15 protein-coding genes and 1 other annotated feature are annotated in these 15,040 nt (G+C 42.8%); of the genes, 4 read left to right on the forward strand and 11 right to left on the reverse strand.

The window, feature by feature from the left end; translation table 11 throughout:
* Nucleotides 1-4 precede the first annotated feature (4 nt).
* Nucleotides 5-976: a hypothetical protein gene (locus tag BXY41_RS20120; RefSeq protein WP_104438666.1), complete on the forward strand. Its 972-nt coding sequence runs from the start codon at nt 5-7 to the stop codon at nt 974-976.
* Between the two features lie 51 nt (nt 977-1,027).
* Here BXY41_RS20120 and BXY41_RS20125 read toward each other — a convergent pair whose 3' ends face one another.
* Together BXY41_RS20125 and BXY41_RS20130 are read right to left on the reverse strand one after the other, a co-directional pair.
* Entirely contained in the window at nt 1,028-2,245 is a 1,218-nt protein-coding gene (locus tag BXY41_RS20125) for an aminotransferase class I/II-fold pyridoxal phosphate-dependent enzyme (protein ID WP_104438748.1), read from the reverse strand.
* A 55-nt stretch (nt 2,246-2,300) separates the two neighbouring features.
* Nucleotides 2,301-2,538 (reverse strand) — a binding site (T-box leader).
* Nucleotides 2,539-2,581: 43 nt separating this feature from the next.
* Nucleotides 2,582-3,115 (reverse strand): PadR family transcriptional regulator, encoded by a 534-nt coding sequence (locus tag BXY41_RS20130; protein WP_104438667.1) that lies wholly within the window; start codon nt 3,113-3,115, stop codon nt 2,582-2,584.
* A gap of 173 nt (nt 3,116-3,288) precedes the next feature.
* On the opposite strand from BXY41_RS20130, the gene BXY41_RS20135 reads away from it, so the two are divergent.
* The gene (locus BXY41_RS20135) at nt 3,289-4,521 is read left to right on the forward strand and encodes an L-lactate MFS transporter (protein ID WP_104438668.1); all 1,233 of its coding nucleotides are present in this window, start codon (nt 3,289-3,291) and stop codon (nt 4,519-4,521) included.
* A gap of 77 nt (nt 4,522-4,598) precedes the next feature.
* On the opposite strand, the gene BXY41_RS20140 is transcribed toward BXY41_RS20135, so the two are convergent.
* The 5 genes from BXY41_RS20140 to BXY41_RS20160 are packed head-to-tail and all read right to left on the reverse strand — an operon-like array spanning nt 4,599 to nt 9,204.
* Nucleotides 4,599-5,594, reverse strand: coding sequence for a Gfo/Idh/MocA family protein (locus BXY41_RS20140; protein WP_104438669.1), 996 nt, complete (start codon nt 5,592-5,594; stop codon nt 4,599-4,601).
* A complete protein-coding gene (locus tag BXY41_RS20145) occupies nt 5,591-6,145 on the reverse strand; it encodes a beta-class carbonic anhydrase (RefSeq protein WP_104438670.1) in 555 nt (184 codons plus the stop codon). The genes BXY41_RS20140 and BXY41_RS20145 overlap by 4 nt, the downstream gene beginning before the upstream one ends.
* Nucleotides 6,146-6,169: 24 nt before the next feature.
* Nucleotides 6,170-7,543, reverse strand: a complete 1,374-nt coding sequence (locus BXY41_RS20150; protein ID WP_207657085.1) for a PQQ-dependent sugar dehydrogenase — start codon at nt 7,541-7,543, stop codon at nt 6,170-6,172.
* A gap of 49 nt (nt 7,544-7,592) precedes the next feature.
* Complete coding sequence (gene msrB / locus BXY41_RS20155; protein WP_104438671.1) at nt 7,593-8,567, reverse strand: peptide-methionine (R)-S-oxide reductase MsrB; 975 nt, start codon at nt 8,565-8,567, stop codon at nt 7,593-7,595.
* A 4-nt stretch (nt 8,568-8,571) separates the two neighbouring features.
* Nucleotides 8,572-9,204, reverse strand: coding sequence for an NUDIX hydrolase (locus BXY41_RS20160; protein ID WP_104438672.1), 633 nt, complete (start codon nt 9,202-9,204; stop codon nt 8,572-8,574).
* Between the two features lie 136 nt (nt 9,205-9,340).
* Here BXY41_RS20160 and BXY41_RS20165 point away from each other — a divergent pair, with 136 nt between their 5' ends.
* Nucleotides 9,341-10,234 (forward strand): DUF2935 domain-containing protein, encoded by an 894-nt coding sequence (locus BXY41_RS20165; protein WP_104438673.1) that lies wholly within the window; start codon nt 9,341-9,343, stop codon nt 10,232-10,234.
* A gap of 50 nt (nt 10,235-10,284) precedes the next feature.
* On the opposite strand, the gene BXY41_RS20170 is transcribed toward BXY41_RS20165, so the two are convergent.
* From BXY41_RS20170 to BXY41_RS20185, 4 genes are all read right to left on the reverse strand, one after another.
* Nucleotides 10,285-12,012 carry a GMC family oxidoreductase N-terminal domain-containing protein gene (locus BXY41_RS20170; protein WP_104438674.1) on the reverse strand — a complete coding sequence of 576 codons (1,728 nt, stop codon included), beginning with the start codon at nt 12,010-12,012 and terminating at the stop codon, nt 10,285-10,287.
* A 26-nt stretch (nt 12,013-12,038) separates the two neighbouring features.
* Nucleotides 12,039-12,662 carry a gluconate 2-dehydrogenase subunit 3 family protein gene (locus tag BXY41_RS20175; protein WP_104438675.1) on the reverse strand — a complete coding sequence of 208 codons (624 nt, stop codon included), beginning with the start codon at nt 12,660-12,662 and terminating at the stop codon, nt 12,039-12,041.
* Nucleotides 12,663-12,806: 144 nt separating this feature from the next.
* Entirely contained in the window at nt 12,807-13,409 is a 603-nt protein-coding gene (locus tag BXY41_RS20180; RefSeq protein ID WP_104438676.1) for a DUF6273 domain-containing protein, read from the reverse strand.
* Nucleotides 13,410-13,488: 79 nt separating this feature from the next.
* Nucleotides 13,489-14,349, reverse strand: a complete 861-nt coding sequence (locus BXY41_RS20185; protein ID WP_104438677.1) for an EamA family transporter — start codon at nt 14,347-14,349, stop codon at nt 13,489-13,491.
* A gap of 180 nt (nt 14,350-14,529) precedes the next feature.
* Between BXY41_RS20185 and BXY41_RS20190 the strand changes: the two genes are divergently transcribed.
* A complete protein-coding gene (locus tag BXY41_RS20190; RefSeq protein ID WP_104438678.1) occupies nt 14,530-15,024 on the forward strand; it encodes a MarR family winged helix-turn-helix transcriptional regulator in 495 nt (164 codons plus the stop codon).
* Nucleotides 15,025-15,040 lie beyond the last annotated feature (16 nt).

A 15,040-nucleotide genomic window follows, 5' to 3' on the forward strand; every position in this document is an offset into this window, starting at 1 on the left:
CGGAATGCATGCAGGAAACAAAATCAGAACATTAGCCTTTATTACAGGACTTACGCTTCTTTTATATATCATGTCCTTTCTGTTCCTTCCAGCAAACACCGGAGCAGAAGGACTTTACAAAAAAGCAGGAGGAATTTATAAAGAACCAAGAAATACCATCGGATACTTATCCATCGGCGACAGTGAAAGTTCCACCAGTATCTCTCCCATGGAAATCTGGAATACTTACGGGTATACTGGATTTAACTTAGGCGTACCCGCACAAAGACTTCAGGATACCTATTATCTTCTGGAAAAGGTGCTGAATAAACAGTCTCCAAAGGTTGTGCTGTTGGAAACCAATGCCTGTTTTCGGGATTTTAAATACATCAATGCATTGGAAACAATTGTTGATGATAAAACAAAAAAGATATTCCCAATTTACCAGTATCATAATAACTGGAGATATTTCCATTTCTATATGTTGAAAAATTTAAGCGCTGATGTAACAGAAAAACCATCCCCTGTATATAAGGGCTATCAATATAATGTTAACAGCAAACCTTATATCGGAGGTCCTTACACAGAAGAGACGGATGAGGTTGAGGTAATACAGGATCAGCCCTATCTGTATCTGACAAAAATCAGCGAGTTATGTAAGGAAAAAGGAATCCGGCTGGTCCTGTACAGCTCTCCTTCTCCAAAATGCTGGACTTATGCAAAACATAATGCAGTAAAACAGTTTGCTGATAAAAATGACCTTGATTACATCGATCTTAACCTGTCTTCAGACCAGTTATCCATTGACTGGAACACGGATACCAGAGACGGCGGAGATCATATCAACTATTACGGAGCCAAAAAAGTTTCAGCCTATATAGGCAGTTACTTATCCGGTTTAAACCTCCTGACCGATCACCGCCAGGATCCCCGGTTTGAGTCCTGGAATAATGAGTTTAAAACCTATGAGACACAGACCATGAAAAGTTCTAAGTAAATACCGGTCCTGCATGCAAAAATGCTGCAGGACCTTTTTCTATTCCTAATCCTATTCCTGTCTGTAGTAAGTAAGGAAATCGCTAAGCCTGCTGCACGCAGATTTTAACTGTTCCATCTCCGGCAGATAAACCACCCGGAAATGATCTGGCTTCTCCCAGTGGAAGCCGCCGCCGTGGGTCAGAAGAATCTTTTTATCTCTTAAGAAATCCAGAACAAACTTTTCATCATCATAAATTCCAAACCGTTTTATATCAATCTTTGGAAATACATAAAATGCCGCTTTTGGTTTTGTTGCTGAAATTCCCGGAATCTGGTTTAATGCCTCATATATGTATTCTCTCTGTTCGTAAATACGGCCGCCGGGAACCAGTAGTTTCTTTGTCTCCTCTTCCATCTCAAGAGCTGTCTCTATGACAGACTGGGCGGGAACATTGGAACACAGTCTCATGGAAGACAGGAGATTGATTCCCTCCACATACCCCTTTGCAGAGGATTTATCCCCGCAAAGGCTCATCCACCCGCATCGGTATCCTGCAATTAAATGGGACTTGGACAGACCGTTAAATGTAATCGTAAGCAGGTCCGGAGCAAGAGAAGCAATGGATGTATGGACAAGGCCGTCAAGAACCAGTCTGTCATAGATCTCATCAGCAAAAATGATCAGACCATTTTCCCGGCAAAGCTTAACGATTTCTTCCAGCAGTTCTTTGGAATAAAGGGTTCCTGTGGGATTATTGGGATTGATTACAACGATTCCCTTTGTGCGCTCTGTGATCTTGCTTTTAATATCATTGATATCCGGATACCAGTCTGCAGCTTCATCGCAGATGTAATGAACTGCCGTACCTCCTGCCAGTGTTACGGATGCGGTCCACAGCGGGTAATCTGGTGAAGGAACCAGGATTTCATCACCAGAGTCCAAAAGGCCCTGCATGGAAAGTGTAATTAATTCACTGACTCCGTTTCCTGTATAAACATCATCAGTTCCCACTTCCTCAATCCCTTTTTTCCGGCAATACTTTACAATTGCTTCTCTGGCAGAAAGTAACCCTCTTGAATCGGAGTAGCCCTCTGTATGGACCAGATTACTGTTCATTTTCATCAGAAGCTCTTCTGGTGCCCGAAAGCCAAACGGAGCAGGATTTCCTATATTCAGCTTTAAGATCTCGACACCCTGGGCGATCATTCGGTTTGCTTCGTCCATAACCGGTCCTCTGATGTCGTAACACACATAATCCAGTTTTTTTGATTTTTCAAATTTCCTCATAATAATTTCCTTCTTTCTTGATTTTTGCATAAAAAAAGGCCCCAAGCGTTCATACGCTTAGGGCGAATATACAATCCGTGTTACCACCTAAATTCAGAGAATCCTCTGCACTCCATACGGTACTGACATACCGCGTCCCTGTAACGTGGGAATTCCGTTGAAGCCTACTAGGGAATCTTCCCGTTGGGTTCAAAGCTCCGAGACTGCTTCCATATACTTCAATAAAGGTTCACACCAGCCACCTTCTCTCTGAAATTCTCCGTATACGTACTATTCCTCTTCATTGCCTTTTCACTATTTCCGAAACTATAACACAACAGAATTAAGTTGTCAATACTATTTGCAATAACTGATACATTTATCAATCCAGGCTATAATATTCTCCTGTCGCATGATTGCACCCTGAAGCACAAGAAAATCCCCGAACCTGTCTGAATCACGAGGCGGAACTTCGGTGTAGGGTTCATTTTTCTTTTTTAATGTATTTAATCGTTTCACATGCTGGGTTCGCTGATTCTCCAAAAGACGGACTCTTGTTTCTATATTCATATTACCTGAGAAATACATCCGGAGGCGGAATATATCTTTGGGAGTCTTTTGGATCTTTTCATCTTTATTGAGCCACTTTGTAAAATCCTCAAAACCATCTTCCGTTATGGTATAACGTTTCGCTTCCAGGATTTCTCCGCTTATTTCAATGTCATAGCTGACAAGTCCCTCATCATTTAACTTTTTAAGCTCCGGATAAATCTGGCTATGATTGGCATACCAGAATTCTGCCAGCTCACTATTAAATTCTTTTGCTATTTCATAACCGGTCATAGGGTGGCGGCATAATAACCCTAATATGGCATATTTCAAACTTCTCATTTCTTTTTCCCCGATTTTCTTAATTTCTTGTTATAACTATAGCAAATATGGTAAATATGTCAATATAACAGTATTGTATAAAATATTAAAAAATTATATACATGTTTATATTGACATGTTTCATTAGTCATGATATAAACATTGTTATAATAATAACAATTAGGAGGAGTAGCATGAACTACAATAAGAAAAGATGGTTGATTCTAATCGCAAGCTGTCTCATTAACCTATGCATCGGTTCCTTATATGCATGGAGCGTTCTTTCAGTACCAATGGCAGAGCATCTAAGTCAGATCACGGGGATGAAACTGACTGCCAGAGATTTATCCATTGTATTCGTAATTGCCAATGCAGTAGGTCCTATTACCATGATTACCGGAGGTACCATCAACGACACTCTGGGCCCGAAATTAGCAGTTTTAATCGGAGGTATTATGTTTGGCGGCGGTATGTTCCTGTCCGGTTATGCCAACAGCGTAAACTTTTTAATCGGAACTTACAGCCTCTTACTGGGCTTAGGCCTTGGAATGGTTTACGGTGCCACCATCAGTACATCCATTAAGTTCTTCCCGGACAAGAGAGGTCTTGTAGGAGGGCTTACCACAGCGACGTTTGGAATCAGTTCTGTTATTATTCCACCCATTGCTGCCATGATTATATCAACAACAGGTGTTACTTCTGCATTTAAAATTATTGGTGCTGTTTTTACAGTGATTATCTGTCTGGGCGCTTTCTTTATGGAAAAATGCCCTGCCGATTTCGTTCCGGAAGGATATACACCTCCTTCTGCCGGCAAACAGGCTGCCATTAATAAAAACTGGAAAGAAATGTTACAGACACCAGTTTTCTACGTCATGATTGTACTGCTTACCTGCGGTGCATTTGCTGCCCTGATGTTTATTCCAATGGCTTCCCCTCTGGCTCAGAACATCGTGGGAATGTCTGTTGTTTCAGCAACTGCTGCCGTTTCTACCCTGGCCTTATTTAACGTACTCGGCAGAATCCTGGCAGGATCTATCTCCGACAAAATCGGACGGATCAACACTCTGGCACTTGCCTGTGTAATGTCTGTCATCGGTCTGATCATGCTTTACTTCTGTAACAAGGGAGATGTGGTTTTATTCTATATTGCCATCTCTGTTATTGGAATCTGCTTCGGTGCTTTCATGGGTGTTTTCCCAGGCTTTACTGCAGATCAGTTCGGACCGAAAAACAACAGTGTCAATTACGGAATCATGTTTATCGGATTCGCTCTGGCTGGTACCGTAGGACCAATTATTTTAAACAAGATCTTTGCTGCTACCGGAAGCTATAAAAATGCATTCCTGACAGCCATGGTCATCTCTTTAGCCGGACTTGGACTTACATTCGTCTATAGAAGCCTTCACAAATCAAAAACAGCATAAATTGGGGAATATAAAATAAATAAACGCGTCTTCACCAGGTAACAAAGCCTGGCAGGACGCGTTTTTTATACTCATAATTACTGCACTTCTTGTCCATCTGCCGGAAATACAATTCCGGCCATTCTCCTTGCCTGAGTCAGAATTTCGCATACGCAAAGAGTGTGATCCAGATAGCGGTAACAGTTGGTAAGATCACCGGTAAGAATCATATTTTCAAACTCCAGGAACTCGCTGATCATACGATGACTGCAGGAATGGCTCCCTACTGTTTCTTCCGATCCGTCATTTAAAATCACACGGCCCCCCTCACAGATATTCGCCGGACTGTCCTGGATCAGATAACCTTTGTCCCCCTGAATAATGCAGGAATCAGGTGCACTGCAGTCCTTGGCTCCGGTCAGGGTGCAAAGAAAACTTCCGTAATCCAGTAAAAGAACTCCGGAGGTATCAATTCCCCTTTCCATATTTGCAAAATAATGAACTGATTCAGGCGTTCCAAAAAGACCGGCAGCATAATGGAGGTTATAAATATTAATATCCATCAGGGCACCTCCGGCGCACCCGGGATCAAAGGCAGGAAGCACTTCCCCATTTTTAAAACGGTCATACCGCCTGGAATATTGAGAATAGCTGCACCGAACCAGTTTTATGCTTCCAAGAGAGGGAATCAGCTCCTTTACTCTCCTGTAATCCGGCTGGTATAAAGTGGTTACAGCCTCAAACAGAAATAAGTGGTTCTCTCTGGCTGTCCGGCTTAAAACCGTGGCCTGCTCTATGGTAGGAGTAAATGGTTTTTCCACAATTACATTCTTTCCTGCCAGCAAAGCCTGGTATGCATAGGAAAAATGAAGATGATTGGGTAAACCCAGATATACCGTATCCGCTTCGCTCTTTAAAAAATCTTCAAAATCAGTAAAAATCTGCCCGATCAAATATTCCTTTGCAAGGGCTCTGGCATCCTCTTCGCTCCTTTTTGTGCTGCAAAGAGATAAAATTGTGGTATGCTTCAGATGATGGGCAATGGATAAAAAATCTTTTACAATGATTCCTGAACCGACAATTCCAAGCTTCATAGGCCTCTCTCCTCAACGTTACTTAGCTCACCTGTGACAGAATCAATCACAAGTCCATAGACCCGGATCTCTTCCGGAACCAATGGATGGTTTCGGATCAGTTCCACTGATTTTTTGATGGATTGGTCCAAGTCTTTAAATCCACCCAGCCAGGATTCAAAATCAATTCCATAATACTTAATTAAATCGATATCCTTCTGCCTGATTCCCCGTTCCTTCATCAGCTCGATCAACTTGCTGCTGTCTGTATATCTGGCTCCGCAGTCCGTGTGGCCTATTACCAGGATTTCCCTGACATCCAGCTCATAGATCCCAATTAGAAGGCTTCTCATCACACTTCCAAAGGGATGGGAAATAACCCCTCCTGCGTTTTTAATGATCTTTGCGTCTCCATTTTTAAAACCCAGTGCAGCCGGAAGCAGCTCTGTCAGCCTTGTATCCATACAGGACACGATAGCCGTTTTCTTTTCCGGATATTTATTGGTGATGAATTTTTCATAGTTTTTATTCTTAACAAATTCTTTGTTATATTCCAGTATCTCTTCTAGCATATTTTGTCCTTCTCCTTATATGAGTCATTCATCATTGGTACGAAAGATTCTCCAGATCACTCCTGTTCCGGGAACAAAGATATTGGGGTCTCCTTCGATATTTAAACCCATATCAACGATATACATGGATTCATTGGGGCCAAATATCAGATGACTTGGCCGCTCTAGTCCGCCTCCCTTGGAAAGGGACGCAGGAAATCCACTCATATTAATGGCAAATGTACTGATGGTTCTTGCTCTCAAATCAATTTTGGATATCCGGTGACCGGCACCGGCATAGGATAAACCGTCACCAACTGCCGTCTTAATGGTACTGCCATACTCTGCCACATAAACATCTCCGTATTCTCCGAATTTCTGATTATAATTAAAATCAAAACTCATCAGGGTGGAATTGGGCGGAAAGGTGACATAGGGTCTTGGAGGAATGTTTGGCTGATTTTTTAACAGCAAAGTAGGCTGATAACCGCCTGTAGGTGTGAATCTAGGAGAATTTACCGGTTCTCCTCCTGAATAATCAGGCCAGCCATACCAGAGACCCGGGGTTATGTAATAGAAATCATCGGTTGCATTCTCTATGGGTCTGCTTCCTACCGGATTAAACCCGTTGTTTACAGCATACAACTGACCGCTGTTATTAAACTTTAGAAATGTGGGATTACGAAATCCCCAGGCTACCTGCTCCAAATTAGAACCGTCAAGGTTGGCCCGTAAGATACTCCCTGACGCTTTGGTATATCTTTTTCTTATTTCAAACTCAATATTAGGAATCCCATAGGGAGAAAAGGCACCAGTATAAGCAGGATCATCGGTAACTGCTTCCGTAAGAATATTATCTGTTGTAAAATTCTCACCAGTCAGTATGACATAATCTCCAGTGTAATCACATAGCAATGGAGAAACCGGTACCCACTCGTTATCATTTCCGACAACACCGCTGTTGGTAACGGTTCCCTGCCCAAAATAGATCTTATAGTCCGGTGAAAAAGCAACCGGGCCGTTGTAATGATCACCGTTGCTTGGCAGACCCATAATAATATTCTGTCTTCTCCCATCCCGAAATATTCTGGTGACGAAACCTCTGTGGGATACATAAAGAACGCCATTTAAATAATTAATTCCCGAAATAGGAGTGACAAAATCTTCCGCTATCAGTTCAAGCTCCCCATTGACCAGTTTCAAAACCTGGGGATTGCCTGTAGACAGACCGGAGTCAGCTATATAAAGACTTCCTTCCTCATCAAAAACAATGCCTGCTGGTGAATTGAGATTTTCTAAAAACACTTCTATCCCATACCCTTTTACAATATAAATATCAGCAGGGTTTAAATAACGTTTGGGAGCAGGATCGACATCATTACAAGAGTGAATCCTGCTGCCGTTATTCTCACGAAACATTCACTTCACCTGGTATTTTTTACTATTATATTCACCATGCCGGAAATTATCAATCCTGTTTGCCTGTATCTGCAAGGAGTAATGGCAGATATGCTTCGTACCCTTCCGTTTTCATCTGCTCTTTGGGTATAAATCTTAAAGCTGCACTGTTGATGCAATAGCGCAGTCCACCCATCTCCTGAGGACCATCTGTGAAAACATGACCAAGATGAGCATCGCCTAATGTGCTTCGCACTTCTGTGCGGTGTCTGCCAAGAGTATTATCATCAAGCTCCCGCAGCAGATCCTGGGTCAACGGTCTGGAAAAGCTTGGCCAGCCGCAGCCGGATTCAAATTTATCACAGGATAGGAAAAGAGGCTCTCCGGTTGTCACATCCACATAGATTCCCTCTCTGAATTCATCAAAGTATTCATTCTGAAAAGGAGCTTCTGTTCCATTGTTCTGGGTCACCTGATACTGGATTGCAGTAAGTTCATTTTTAAGTTCATCCTGGGATTTTGGCGGAAATTTTTTGCTTTTATCCACTGCCTGCTTAGCCTTTTCAAATTTATCCCCGGATATATGGCAATAGCCCTGGGGATTCTTATCCAGATACTTCTGGTGGTACTCTTCCGCTCTGTAATAGTTGGTAAGAGGCAGCCGCTGGATTGCAATCTTCTCTTTGTAATTCTTTTGAAGCTCTTCCACCGATTGTTCAATTACCGGCTTATCTCCTTCGTCGGTATAATAAATGCCGGTTCTGTACTGTGTACCGGTATCGCCGCCCTGACGGTTTACACTGACTGGATTGATGACATCGTAATAAAGCTTAAGAATATAGGGAAGTCCGATCACAGTATCCTCGTATTCCACTTTAACGGTTTCTGCATGACCGGTATTGTTATGACATACCTCCTCGTAAGTGGGATTTTTCGTTGTTCCGTTGGCGTAACCCACTTCTGTACTTAAAATTCCAGGAATATTCTCCAAATATTTTTCTGTTCCCCAAAAACAGCCGCCTGCTAAATAGATCTCTTTTTTCATGGTATCACCTTTCTTCCTTCATAGAATCAAATAAATGATATTGCTTCATCAGTTCCAGACAGGACTGAAGAATCTGCGCCGTCATCCCCCAGATCACCCAGTTTTCATACCGGTAAAACAAAATATCCCTGGTTCCTTTCGTCCAGGAATACTGATTGCCTCCTGGTATCCATTCATAGGGAAAATCTTCAGGAGGTTCCGTAATCAGCATGCTTTCGTATGTTTCTGGTGTCATGCTTTTTAAATAATCAAGAGGTACCTTTATGATTTCTTCCACTTCATCGGTGCTGAAGGTATCATTATAATCTTTTAGTTCACCGATAAAGGAGTGAATAATCAGCCGGAAAGGAGAAATATAGATATCTCCAGGTCCAAGCACCTTAATCTGCCTGGAAGTGACGTTTAACTCCTCCATGGTTTCCCTGACTGCACATTGTTTCAGTGTCTCCCCCGGCTCCAGCTTCCCTCCTGGAAAGCAAATCTCCCCGGGCTGATGCTTTAAGTTACTGGAGCGTTTTTCAAACAAAAGATACTTTGCTCCATCAATTGTCAGAACGGGTATTAAAACCGCATACTTCCTGTACTTTTCTTCCTCAACCATTCCGGGCTTTCTGCGGGAAAATGTCTGCCTGTCCAAAACGCCACCTCCTTTTTGCTATGAGCAATTATAGCATTTTTTTTTGCGTCTCACAATATGAGGAATTCTTATGGACGAATAGTTCTTATCCAATTAGCATAGAATGCAGTAATTTAAAAATAATGGAGCAACCCTTATGACCTCGAAAGAATCCTATATACAATGCTCACTCCAGTACCATCTTTTCTGGATCCGCATCTTAAAAGAGCATGCCATATTTATTGAAGCTACTATGCCCCCGCCTGGAAAAGAATATGCAGATCAGGCAGATACATACAAACAGCAATACGACCAGCTGTTAGAAGTCGCCATTAAGCTGTCAAACGGAGTCATCCCCTTAAGTGTTCTTGAATCCGGCCAGTTTTATACCCAGTATACGGAAGAAGCAGAGAGACTTGCACAGCTTAACACCGGAATCACAATCAATTCCCAGCTGACCCGCATGGCTTACGACATTGTACCCTGCACCACTGACTATACCGCAACCAACAAAAATGAACAGGATGTATTCATGCTGAACCAGAATCTTTTAAACCTGACCACTTCCTTCGTCCAGTTTCAGGCAGATCTCTTAAACAAACGTGTATCCTGCGGTCTTTTCACCATGATGTATACAGCCGACATCTTACATATTCTTATGGAAGCCAAACGATACCTTGAAATTCTGAAACGGCTTCAAAGCCGGGATGATTCACTCCTGTCTGATTATAAATCTTTCTGGTCACACAATATGGCTGATCATGCAAAGGTAATGCGCGGACAGTTAGATCCTACGGAAACTACATATTTTAATGCTGCCAACCAGTTTGCCAATACCTTTGATCAGCTCAGCACAGCCGAAATGAATCCGGATACATTCCCTTCTGACCGGGAAATTCTTTCCGATGCCATTGCAATCAGTGATTTTAAGTCAGATACCACCAACGGACTGATTACCTGCAAAATTCAGGCAATCATGCTTGCACTTTATACCGATCACCTTCTGAGGGAGGCAAATCATTTTATCTATCTTATGTATGCAGGAAGCTGAGTAAAGCCATAAAAATGCGCCTTGGTCTAAGGCGCATTTTTATGGTTCTGTCAGGCTTTCTTTGCTGATGGAAAATATTTCTCCGCAATTTTTTCTGCAGTCCTTACAGCCAGAGCCTGGGTGGTAAGGGTGGGATTGGGACCGCCCAGTCCATTGCATAGAACACTGTTATCTGCTATAAACAGCCTCTTTACCTGGAATGCTTCGCAATTCGTGTCTGTAACAAATCCAATCCTCATAGTGCTCATAATATGAGCGCACACATCTGGCGGCCAGTTAGCCCGGCTGACGGTCTTGGCTCCTGCTTTCTTTAACAGTTCCGCCGCAAGTCCCACAAGCTGATCTCTTCTCTCTCTGTCAGCATCACTGATCTCATAGCTGATCACCGGGATATAGCCATTTTCATCCCTGCGTTCCGGATCCAAAGTCACCCCGTTTTTCTGACTTACATCGTCGTCGGAAAACACTACGATACTGAGAGTCTTGTTATAATCTCGCATAAATTCTTTTAGAAGATCTCCTGCAACAATGCCTTCTCTGTCCCAGGGTTCTTCTTCCCTGGTCTGATTCTGGAAATAGTACCCCTTCTGGCTTGTTCCGTATATCATGGTGGAATTGATGCCGGGACTGGTTCCAAAGGGTTCAAAAGCTCCAAGTCCGGGATAATCCATTCTGGCAGCCGAATTCTGTCCTACATAAGGCTTTACTTCAGACATCCCCAGAATATTCATTAAATCCTCTTCTTCAAAAATTCCGGATACACAGTCAATCATATGAGTGGTCAATCCTTTTCCCACCCATTCATTTTCAGGAAGACCGGAATTTAACCAGAGTCTGGGGGATTCGATGGAACCGGCAGACAAAACAATCACTTTAGCTTTAAACTCCCTGATTTCTCCAGTCCATGTGTTTCTAACCGTTACGCTGTTGGCAAACAAGCCTTCTTCCTCATTTTGGCCGGTGTGAATAGCAGTCACAAATGAATTTGGCATAATGTCTACATTTCCCGTCGCTAACGCATAGGGGATATAGCTCACCAGAGTGGAACGCTTTGCCACACTTCCCACGTTGGGACCAATGCAGCAGCCGTTTACACAGTGGCCGCGGAGAGTACAGCCCACCGCCTGATTGTTTTCCAGATCAAAATCCGGATTATTTAACATGGGATTAATGCCAAGAATTCCGTTAGGCTGAAGGCGAAATCCGGGTTGGGTTAAATTTATTTCATTGGTGTATGTAAATCCCATCTTTCTGGCGCCATAGAGAAAAAGATCTTCTTTTGACGTTGCTGTGGCTTCACGGACCGGAAGAGTCTGCTCCACCTCTTCATAATAAGGAATCATTTCCTCATAACTGATTGGCCAGTCACGTTCAAATGCAGCAGGGTATGCACGGGGACAGTTGGCAAAATACAACAGTGTGGTTCCTCCCACTCCTGCACTCTGCCAGACGAAACCGCCCTTCTCAATGATTCTGCGCCACGGACTTAAACTTCTGTCCGCTGGTCCCCATCTGAATTTTCCTGTAATGGCATCATTCATGTCATCCTCTAAATCAGTAAAGTTGGTTTTAAGCAGCTGAATATCCAGGTCATCGTTGCTTGAACTTTCCTGGGCTCCTGCACTGGTGTTGGGCTCCGGCCACTTCCGGTTGCCATACCAGGGTCCGGCCTCAAGAACCAGCACTTTTAAGCCCTTTTCCCCCAGTTCTTTGGCTGCAACCGCTCCTCCGCCACCTGCACCTATCACAATTACATCTGCATCAAATCCGTTATCCATACGCACCTCCAGTCAATATTGATTCCTCACTTTTTCTGTGCAAAATTAAATGCTCCTGCTATCCGGTATCCTTTAGAGGGTCCCGGATATCCCACCTGTTCCCAGCCGATTGGCCGATATTCCAGCATGCGTTTATCTGGAGGCATAAATCTTGTGGATCCGTATCCGGACCACTCAGAATAATATCCCATCATGGTAAGCCGGTTTAATGCCGACATAACTGGAACGATGTCTTCCTGTTTCATGGTAAGGCCTGCAGGTATATAAATGATGCCACCAGGGCTGGTGATCCGGTCAACAACTTTCAGCCTGTCTTCCTGAGATAATTTAGAGAAATAAAGCCCTCCTGAATCTTTTGGCACATCCGGGTCCTCTCCCCTTTCCATGAGATACTGTTTTGCTGCCATATTTAATAGTTCCGCTGCGGCGACTGCAAACGGCGTAGGATAGCTGTCAAGAGACATGATTAAATACTCCGCCGTATAAGATTCCACAGCTCCGTAAAACTGAATCCTTCCATATAGCTCCGCCAGATCCGGTGAATGGGGCACCATGGCATCTGCATAGGCTTTCATTGTATTAACCACATAATCGTAAACTGAATTCTCATCCCATAATCCATCTTTTAAAACATCACTGTTTTCAGCCAATGTTCCACCTGATTCCTTCCAAAATGCATGTTCATAAAATACTATGAATATCTTTGATAAAGTATCACATATCCTTTCATCCTTTTTGGTACAAAAAAACCGGCCTGTGCCGGTTTTTTATTAGTCTACAGCTTTTTCGCAGTCTTACAGCTTTAGCCATAAAGCGGGGCGAACGCCGCCTCTGCATTCGCCATCGCTTAAATTTCCAATTAATATATTGTTGCCCTGAATCCCTATATTACCATCACCATGGATATATACTGCCTTAACACCAACACGGCCTGGAGAACGCAGCCACCACCAGTCACTGCCCTTTTCCCCCTCGTGTCTGGCAATTCTTTTACTGTTGTTCTTATCTTTTCGTTCAAACCAATACCTTTGGTTTCTTCCAGGATTATAAAGCTTTAAGCTGCTGTCTCCGAAATAACGGCACGCTGCTTCCTCCATGCTTAATAAAAAGATGGTATCCTGAGTATCGTCTCCGCCTTCACATCCATACCACTCATTATCAGGATTTCTATTTAGGACAGGAATCATCCTTGATTGTTCATCCACACTGAATCTGTCATGAAATTCCCCATTTAAATACGCTCTTATTGCGCAGTCAGCCCATGTTGTCTCTTTATAAACATTATGGTAAGGACGCCGTTCTATGATATATTCGGTTATAATCAAAGCCCTGTCTTCCAGTAGTTCCAGTACCCGCCATTGGTAGTTCCCAAAGGAAATTTTATCTCCAGTCTGCATGTTACCCCCTGTACAAATCTTATTTGCATTATTTTGCAATCTTTATCTGCATTGTAACATGACTTATTTTAAAAGGCAATCATCCTGCTTTTGCTGTCTTTTTTTGTGAGACAAAAATACTGGCTATAATGATTGCAACACCAACAAGCTGAACAGGACTGATGCTTTGCCCCAGCACCACATAGCCTAAAACAAATGCTGTTAATGGATTTACCGGACTTAAAAGTGATACCCGGACAGGCGAAAGTATTTCGATTCCCCGGAACCATAAATAATAGGCAAGTCCGGTATTAACCACTCCAAGTACGGCAAGTCCTGCAATATTAACAGGAGTGAGGGCGGGTATGCTGCCCTCCATAATAAACACTGCCGGAATCAGAATCAGACTGCCAAAAAACAGCTGCCAGGAAGTAAACACCATCTGGCTGATTCCTTCCGGTTTTCCCCAGTACTTGGTCAGCACCACGCCCAGGGCCATTACCACAGCACCGCATAAAGCAGCTAACACGCCCCATACATCAATTGCCATCTGCTGCTTAAACAGAAGTAATATGACTCCCGTCACCATCATAACAATTGCAGCATAAGACCGCATGGTTGGTTTTTCTTTTAAAAGCACCCAGCTGAAAAATATTACAAATACCGGTTGTACGCTTCCTATGATCGATGCGATTCCTCCAGGCAGCCGGTAAGCCGCAATAAACAAAAACAGAAAGAATATTCCAATGTTTAAGCTACCAAGAATCAATGATTTTAAAATCCAGATTCCCTTGGGCAGTTTCCTGTAATATAAAAGCAAAATCAGTCCTATGGGAAATGCTCTCATAAATGCAACAAACACCGGGCGCTGTATGGGGATCAATACCGAGGCAATGATATAGGTGGATCCCCATAGCATGGGAGTCAGCATTGTAAGCAATATATCTTTCATCTGCTTCATTTTTTTATCCTCTTTTCCTTATTATTTATCTCACGTTTAAGTATCTTAACTTTAAGATATGTTAAGTGTATCGCTTGTCATCTTGATTGTCAAGTATTTTAATGTTAAGATATTTAAAATTAAGAAACTTTACATTAAAATTTCCTTGTACTTTTTAATTACAGGTGTTACACTAAAAATATGAAAAAAGATAATGTTGATAAAATAATCGATCAATGGGCTCTTGAGCTTCCGGATCTTGATGCGTCACCGATGGCGGTTTGGGGAAGACTTAAAAGAACTGTCAAGTATTCAGAAAGGAGATTGGCAGAGAATTTTTCCCTTTATCAGTTAAACAGCGGTGAATTTGATGTGTTGGCAACACTGCGTCGTTCCGGTGGAGAATTCAAATTAAAACCCACGGATCTGTATCAGTCACTTATGATCACCTCGGGAGCCATTACAAACCGCATTGATACTCTGGAGAAAAAAGAGTTGGTTAAAAGAGTTCACGACAGCGAAGACAGAAGAACGATCTATGTTCAGCTGACCAACGCAGGTTATGAATTAATATCCCGGGCGGTCATATCCCATACCCAGACAGAAGAATCCCTGTTAAAAGGGCTGACAAAAGAAGAACTGGCCCAGTTGGACCAGTTATTGAAGAAACTTCTTTCATCCTTGGAAGAACAGTAAGACCGGCAATGTCAGA

This window comes from Lacrimispora xylanisolvens, assembly GCF_002934545.1.
GTDB lineage: Bacteria > Bacillota > Clostridia > Lachnospirales > Lachnospiraceae > Lacrimispora > Lacrimispora xylanisolvens.

Excerpts from the sequence above, each read along its gene's own strand:
- BXY41_RS20190 (WP_104438678.1), top strand. The coding sequence starts at position 14,530 with ATGAAAAAAGATAATGTTGATAAAATAATCGATCAATGGGCTCTTGAG.
- BXY41_RS20120 (WP_104438666.1), top strand. The coding sequence starts at position 5 with ATGCATGCAGGAAACAAAATCAGAACATTAGCCTTTATTACAGGACTT.
- BXY41_RS20135 (WP_104438668.1), top strand. The coding sequence starts at position 3,289 with ATGAACTACAATAAGAAAAGATGGTTGATTCTAATCGCAAGCTGTCTC.
- BXY41_RS20180 (WP_104438676.1), bottom strand. The coding sequence starts at position 13,409 with ATGCAGACTGGAGATAAAATTTCCTTTGGGAACTACCAATGGCGGGTA.
- msrB (WP_104438671.1), bottom strand. The coding sequence starts at position 8,567 with ATGAAAAAAGAGATCTATTTAGCAGGCGGCTGTTTTTGGGGAACAGAA.
- BXY41_RS20185 (WP_104438677.1), bottom strand. The coding sequence starts at position 14,349 with ATGAAGCAGATGAAAGATATATTGCTTACAATGCTGACTCCCATGCTA.
- BXY41_RS20150 (WP_207657085.1), bottom strand. The coding sequence starts at position 7,543 with ATGTTTCGTGAGAATAACGGCAGCAGGATTCACTCTTGTAATGATGTC.
- BXY41_RS20125 (WP_104438748.1), bottom strand. The coding sequence starts at position 2,245 with ATGAGGAAATTTGAAAAATCAAAAAAACTGGATTATGTGTGTTACGAC.
- BXY41_RS20145 (WP_104438670.1), bottom strand. The coding sequence starts at position 6,145 with ATGCTAGAAGAGATACTGGAATATAACAAAGAATTTGTTAAGAATAAA.
- BXY41_RS20170 (WP_104438674.1), bottom strand. The coding sequence starts at position 12,012 with ATGGATAACGGATTTGATGCAGATGTAATTGTGATAGGTGCAGGTGGC.
- BXY41_RS20130 (WP_104438667.1), bottom strand. The coding sequence starts at position 3,115 with ATGAGAAGTTTGAAATATGCCATATTAGGGTTATTATGCCGCCACCCT.
- BXY41_RS20140 (WP_104438669.1), bottom strand. The coding sequence starts at position 5,594 with ATGAAGCTTGGAATTGTCGGTTCAGGAATCATTGTAAAAGATTTTTTA.
- BXY41_RS20165 (WP_104438673.1), top strand. The coding sequence starts at position 9,341 with ATGACCTCGAAAGAATCCTATATACAATGCTCACTCCAGTACCATCTT.